This is a genomic window from Nostoc sp. CALU 1950, from assembly GCF_051172895.1.
Lineage (GTDB): Bacteria > Cyanobacteriota > Cyanobacteriia > Cyanobacteriales > Nostocaceae > Nostoc > Nostoc edaphicum_A.
Genome location: NZ_JBDNJQ010000265.1, coordinates 1 through 6679, shown reverse-complemented (window position 1 = coordinate 6679; position 6679 = coordinate 1). Strand labels below are relative to the sequence as shown.

8 protein-coding genes are annotated in these 6679 nt (G+C 36.1%); 4 read left to right on the top strand and 4 right to left on the bottom strand.

The window, feature by feature from the left end; genetic code table 11:
* Positions 1-453 precede the first annotated feature (453 nt).
* Positions 454-675 carry a hypothetical protein gene (locus tag ABF638_RS36275; protein ID WP_435027601.1) on the top strand — a complete coding sequence of 74 codons (222 nt, stop codon included), beginning with the start codon at positions 454-456 and terminating at the stop codon, positions 673-675.
* A 265-nt stretch (positions 676-940) separates the two neighbouring features.
* Here ABF638_RS36275 and ABF638_RS36270 read toward each other — a convergent pair whose 3' ends face one another.
* A complete protein-coding gene (locus tag ABF638_RS36270) occupies positions 941-1873 on the bottom strand; it encodes a hypothetical protein (protein ID WP_435027600.1) in 933 nt (310 codons plus the stop codon).
* Between the two features lie 231 nt (positions 1874-2104).
* On the opposite strand from ABF638_RS36270, the gene ABF638_RS36265 reads away from it, so the two are divergent.
* Both ABF638_RS36265 and ABF638_RS36260 read left to right on the top strand, forming a co-directional pair.
* A complete protein-coding gene (locus ABF638_RS36265) occupies positions 2105-2683 on the top strand; it encodes a hypothetical protein (protein ID WP_435027599.1) in 579 nt (192 codons plus the stop codon).
* A 3-nt stretch (positions 2684-2686) separates the two neighbouring features.
* The gene (locus ABF638_RS36260) at positions 2687-4489 is read left to right on the top strand and encodes a hypothetical protein (RefSeq protein ID WP_435027598.1); all 1803 of its coding nucleotides are present in this window, start codon (positions 2687-2689) and stop codon (positions 4487-4489) included.
* Here the strand turns inward: ABF638_RS36260 and ABF638_RS36255 are convergent.
* The 3 genes from ABF638_RS36255 to ABF638_RS36245 form a co-directional block, all read right to left on the bottom strand.
* Entirely contained in the window at positions 4486-4614 is a 129-nt protein-coding gene (locus tag ABF638_RS36255; RefSeq protein ID WP_435027602.1) for a type I restriction enzyme endonuclease domain-containing protein, read from the bottom strand. The genes ABF638_RS36260 and ABF638_RS36255 overlap by 4 nt on opposite strands.
* Positions 4615-5595, bottom strand: a complete 981-nt coding sequence (locus ABF638_RS36250; RefSeq protein WP_435027597.1) for a hypothetical protein — start codon at positions 5593-5595, stop codon at positions 4615-4617. It lies immediately after the preceding gene.
* A 301-nt stretch (positions 5596-5896) separates the two neighbouring features.
* Positions 5897-6262, bottom strand: coding sequence for a hypothetical protein (locus ABF638_RS36245; protein ID WP_435027596.1), 366 nt, complete (start codon positions 6260-6262; stop codon positions 5897-5899).
* A gap of 230 nt (positions 6263-6492) precedes the next feature.
* Here ABF638_RS36245 and ABF638_RS36240 point away from each other — a divergent pair, with 230 nt between their 5' ends.
* Positions 6493-6642 (top strand): hypothetical protein, encoded by a 150-nt coding sequence (locus ABF638_RS36240; protein WP_435027595.1) that lies wholly within the window; start codon positions 6493-6495, stop codon positions 6640-6642.
* Positions 6643-6679: the final 37 nt, after the last annotated feature.

Below are 6679 nucleotides of genomic sequence, written 5' to 3'. Positions count from 1 at the left end.
GGACATCGCTCGGACATCGCTCGGACATCGCTCGGACATCGCTCGGACATCGCTCAATCATCACTCAATCATCACTCAATCATCACTCAATCATCGTTCGCTTGCTGCATAAATTCCTCAAAAATTACTCAAGTTTTACTTACAATTGGGTCACGATGGAGTCACGATAAAGTCACGATGAAGTCACTATTTACTCGGCGTGATTTGGAGTGTCTCTTGGACATTCCTTGACTAACAAACAGTCAAATAATCAATCAAAATTTTGGGTAAAATTTCTCAATCTTGTGTAGTATAGAAGAGATAGAAAAATGTTTCACAACAAAACAAGCGCGAAGTACTTTAGTCCTCGCGCTGTTATTAAAATATGCTATGTACCAGTGCCACCTGGTGCATACAGTATTTTGTGAACGTTTTTCCTGCAAAACCCTTACTTTCGTCCAAAGAGGATATTACATGAAAAATCCAATTAATCTACAAGCCTATTCTAGCTTACTAAAACCAAAAAATAAGCTGCTGCAACCTAACTATAAAGCGCAATTGATTGCGATCAGCTTGCTGCTGAACTGTTGGGGAAGCTTGAATATTGAAGTCACAACCCCAGTGTTTCAGTTCAAGTCGAAACCAGCACAAGCTTCAGTGATCGAAATGGTAAAGAAGCTAATAGATCATCAATAACGGCTTGATGCTGGGTCGCGGTTAATGGTTGCCGGTCAAAGCGGAACTAAAATTTCTGGACATCCAGAAATTGGTGAGCATGACCGAACAACCAGACTTAACAGTAGTAATCTGCAATTGGCACAGTGATGCCTTCTTCTGGAGTCCAGGCATCTTCTTCAATTTTGGCGTTGGGATTTACAGCTTTCAAGGGCTTTGTTCTTCGCTTCAATTTATGCACGGCTAACAGTCCAACTGCGATCGCGCTTTTTGTCTGGTAATCTGTTTAGGCATCCATGTCGGTACGTTCAATCAGGCAAATGTTTAAGGCATCCAGTAACTGCTCACAGAATAGATCAACACCCTGGAGATGATGAAGAGATATCATAAGGGGTTCTTTTCTCTTAAATTTAAACATTAGCGAGAATGGTTGAGTGCAAGCATCAGCGAGTTCATCAGGCACGGTAGTTGCTCCGTGAACTAGCGCATTGCGGACGAGGCTAATAACGTTAATGGAAAAAGACCACGTTTCGATAGTAGTGTTTCTGTAAACTGATGGAGTTTTTAAGCCTGTTTCATCACAAAATGCTTTAAAAACCTTGGCAAGACCGTCGTATAACCTCTTGCGTTGCCAGTTATTTAAGCGGTCTTGCCAAGCATCTTCCCAAATTGAACGTTGCGTTGAATCAGAATTTGCTGCCCTTCTCAGCCGTCGAAACTCCCTAAACTCATCACCACGGAGAAGTGAATCGGGATAGTGATTCAAATATGTTCGATATATAGAAAAGATAACCTCTTCCAGGTTGGCATATAGGTCAATAATTCCAAATGCTGCCAACATTGGCATTGTTTTGAGGTGGGCATCGGCGGCAGTTTGTCCGTCCCATTGTGTAATCACTGTCTCAGCTACATTCACCTTATCATCGCTAAGACGAAGAGAAGTCACCAAGAACTGATTTTCTACCGCCCATTTAGGATCAGCATACTTATTTGCTGCAACCTCCAAGCCGTTGATGGCAAGCGCCCAGCGCATATAAGTACTTCGCAACTTAGCACGCCGATCACCAATCTGTTGCGTTATGTCTTCAATCCATTTTTCTTCTGGCTTAGTTGCTTTGATAATGACGTTATTGATGGGAGGTAAAAATTGTGCATCCCAATTAGGAACAAAGATAATATTATGCCCCACCAAGTCTATATCACCACGTCCTTCACTCATAATTTAGCTAAATGGTTTAGTTTTTTTCTATCATTAGTCTACTTAGTACAGCATTTATTAACGTTATAAGCGATTTCAAATGTGTATCATTAGTAATTCTACTGATGACTCTGTTATAACCAATATATATTATGCGTTAGTATGTCAAATAGCTCTGTTTTAAAAAAAATAATTTTCAAAGCAGAATTAATTATCTTTTCTCATAATTAAATTGAGAAGGTCAAAGTATTTATGAGTCAGCTTTCAACAGTACAACTACTTTATTTGTTTTACGCTCACGCTTATTCAAATGGGGATACAGTAACTAAAAGTGTTGTAAAGTCTTATCTTTCTAAAGAACTACAACAAGAAGCAGAACAGAGCTATGAAGCTCTAATTGATCAGAAATTAATTGAATCGCCTAAAAAAAATCGGCTTTCACTTACTACTTTAGGTAAGAAAATATTAGCTTTAAACCTTCAAAGTACTAAGTATCGATTTGACTCTGTAAAAGGCCCTAAAGTTATAAATATTCTTCTAGAGTATCTTCAGCAAGTATCTTATGATTCTCATAATTCCTCCTGCCAAAGCGAAGATATGGACTTTGATACTTATGTAGAAAAATTTAAGGCACTCTATTTTGAAGAAAGGAAACGTCAAGAATTGCTTGGTGTTGTAGCTATTTATAGTCGAGTCATTCGTCAGAAATTTTCTGAAAATAACCCAATTTCTCAATCCTTGTTAGATAAGTATTTTGAGAAACTAAAATCAAACGGTAAAGTTTTCACTGTTACCGAAAAGGATGAAGAATTAATCCAATGGGCTGAATAATCAATGCCAGAAGATGCAGGAAAAAAAAGATATATAAAAAGCTTTCTCCAACAAGTTAAGTCAGGAACTGGATTCATTGAAGATATTAGAATTGAACGTGTTATTAGACAACCAGGAAGTGACGGAGAAGGTTCAACAGCTCGAAGTTTATCTGGACGGCAAATAGCTAACATAACTCAGCTACTTGAAGACGATCTCAGACATACATTCGATGATGGTTTTTTTACTTTTAGATTTGTTGCTGCCTTAGTTGGTAGTGGTAAGACTTCACTTTTAACTTATCTAAATGAATTAACTAGAACTAAACCAACTTTTTTAAATCATTCAATAGTTGTTCAATTTCAGCTTTCTGACATACCACTTGGCCCTAATTTTGGTGTCAAATTTTATTGTCATATTCTGGCTGATACCTTTTGGGAGTTGTTACACAATCAAAAATTATCTAATTCAGTTAGAGTTATAGCTGAAAATATTCTCGGTGATTACTTGGAAAGTAATCAAGTTTCTCAATTAAAAACTACCAAGGCATTAATGCCATTTCGTAGCAAATTTAAAAAGTATATTACTGAAAGTGTAGACGGATTTGAACAATTCTTTTTTTATGTCATCTCCGAAGTCTCCCAAGTAGACCCTAGATTCAGTTTTGTCTACCTTGCAGATGAGTTAGATGCTTTAGCAGAATTCCCAAAGGAAATTCAAGAGACTAGATTAGTGTTAAAGCAATTAATCAGAGGAGCTTTTCAAGTATTTAGTTCAAAAATTCGTCTATTGATGTATTTAGTAGGCACTTCTGATAACGTAGGAAGTTTTATAGCAGAAGATTCTGTCATTCAAAGTCTTATTGGTGATTCAGCTATAAATTTAAACAAGGGGTATAGCAATGAATTTGAAGTAATTAGAGAAAAGATTGAGAATCGGATTCAAGGAGCTTATAGCGGTTATAAAAACTTTAATCAAGCGTGGCAAGAAATAAAAAATATATCGATAAGTTCTACCAATACATTAAGGGAATTCTGCCGAAACTATGGTAATGCCATACTAGAAATCCATGAAAAATACTTTCAAGAAGCACCTGAGCAGGTTTTTGAAGGAGATGCGCGTAATTTAGTTGAGGCAGAATGCAGACAACAGTGGGCTAATTTTTTAAGTAAAACAGCTTACACTTTGTCAAATGTTTCAACTACTACTGTAATAGCGGGTCATGCCTTTGATTGCTATGTAGAATTACTACATAATGGCAATACTGTTGCTAGAGCCTTTGGCGAAGCTAAGAATTATGAGATGTTGAGCAGTCACTTTAATACATTTACTCAATGGTTAAATGATGTCAAATTTAATCCATTTAATTCTGATGGAACACCAACTGATTTAGCTTTTATAATTGCTCCTATTTGTCCACCTCTCTTGCAAAGAAAGTTAGACCTTAGAAATATTCATTTTCTCAAATCAGATAAAATTGTATCGACAGTTGTTAGCGCTACTAATAATGATACTGTAATTGGCTCAACCCCTATAATAGAACAAGTTTTAAATAACGCTCAAACACCCAACTGGATTTTTAGTAATCCTAGTATAAATGGAAATAATCCCAAAAAATCTACCAATATTAACACTGCAACTAAACATGAATTGACGGCTGCTTTTAAAGGTACTGGTATTAAACAGGCTACTATTGATAGACTCATCAAGCTTCGAGGTATCAAACCATATAAAACTTTAGATACTATGGCATTTGATTTAAAATTTACATCTAACGTAATAACAAAATTACAGGAGAAACTAGATAAACAAGAGATTTGCTTTTAGAAAGCAACTAATTCACTGTAGTAATGCACCCTTAAATATTTCCGCAGCAGGCGCTTGACTAACCGTCGCAGATTAGCCTTGACACTCTCTTGCACAGTCCAGTCATTGGTGACGTTGCTGGCGATTTATGAGCCATTGGATTCACCTTTAGAAATTCGTTTGGCAATTCTACTACCAACTCCTCTAAGACCTTGCTTATACTCTTCTTTTATTCTGTATATTTGTTTTCCTAGAGTTTCTCTATCTATATAATCATTAAAAACTAAATTTATGGGGTCTTGCAAGTAAGGTTGTATTTTATTGACAAAATCTTTTGGAACGGGAATTTTTAGGTCTGCTTTGATTTTATCTAAAATATCTGCTTCTACAATTTTTATTTGCTCACCAGCTAAAGTCCCCATTCTAGTTTTAGTTAAAATCTGACTAACTTTATCTAAAACACTGACTTCAACAACATACCCATTTACCAAAATCCGGCACTGGACTACACCGTATCTTCTTACATATTCCTTGCGTGGCGCTTCCCAAAGGTTAGAATAAGCTTTTCTAGTCCCAAATACATAACCTAATATACCACTATATATTTCTATATCTTGTTCGGCGAACTCTCTTAGCTTTTCCCAATCAAGCACAAGATGAATAATTTGTAGTCCTGCTAATTTATTTTTTAACCACCAGTCAGTTTTGATGGCATTTTTATTTATCTGTCTGGGTGGCTCTATACCTAAAACTACTAATAAATCTGGTAATTTGAGTATTGTTTCTCTTAACAGATTTTCAGCAGGTAAAACCTTTCTTTTCTTTACTGGACTGCTATTAAGATGCGGTCTGTACTGTGCTATTAATTTTTTTTCTTCTTCATCTAGGTTGATTTCGCTTAACTTCTTATAGTATATATAAAACTTTTTTCTACTTTGTGATGATAATTGGTAAAGCCTATGGTGCGCTTTCCCATTCCATCTGTTTTTAAGATTTTTTGCTTTTCCTATGTACCATACTATATTGTTTTCATCTATTACATAATAAATGCCAGAAACTTCTGGCAATAAATGTTTATTTTTTAAATCAACATTTTCTAAATTTAAAATTGATTCGTCAGCATTCATACAGAGTATTAATGGTTATCTAAATTCTTACATATCCAAAGCATAATAATATTAAATAAGCTTAATTTATAATAAATAATTGCTCCACACTTTGGATTATAGGTTTTCGACTTCAACTTACAACTTCACTTACTAGTTGGTGGAAGTTAGAAGTTGCGATTGCTGAACCTTTGAACCGCCTAAGCATCCAACTAACGGGGAGCATAGCGATTTTGGCAACGGTTCAGAACCAAACCGGAATGCAGGTTTTTACAAACATCCTGGCTCAATGCCCAATAGCCCCTACTTCTAAAACGTCCTCTTAGGGTCTACAACTAGTGGATTGAACACCATTGGGTGCAATTGAAACATCTACTTTATATCCTGCTGGACATATTTCAATTGAGTTACCTTTTCTAAGTTGGATTTCTTGTGAAAGCTGGCAACTTTGAAATTGTGCTTTCTCATCAAAAGATATAGATTGTTGGGCAAGGCACTCAAAATTAGATGACCCGGAACTCAGGCTGGAAACCTGCACGGTCGTATCTTGTCCAAGAATACAACTTGCCAACGAACCATTTGAATAATTATTAATTGTCCCACCTTCACAAGTAACTGACGCAATTGCAGGCAGAGAAACAGCAAAATTGATTGAAAATAAACCAAAAGTTGAAGTTAAAATTACCAAAACTTTAGACGAAAATTTCATAAAAGAAATACTGATGAAGAAAGTAAAATTTGTTACTTCAGTTATACTTTCTCCCTGCTAAAGACTGATACAGCAAAGGCACTGATCTTGCTTTAAAGTTTCTGTGAGCTTGGGCTGCAATCATCGGCTGTCTTTGTTCGCACGTCAGCCAACAAAGAAAGCATTCAAAGCCTCTCTGAAAGGTAGTTTTCAGCCTTTTGACTCGAAAAATGCCAGAAAAACATTTTCGCTGCATGGTCGCGCCAGTTTACAAACCACCAGATATTCTTTGCCCATACCAAGATAGAGCGATCGCAGTTGGTACTTGCCGGAGTCAGTTTGTATATAGGCTTTGTCTATATTACTGGAGTTTAGACTAAAAGCGATATGAGAGAACGCAAATCAAATGGAATTAGA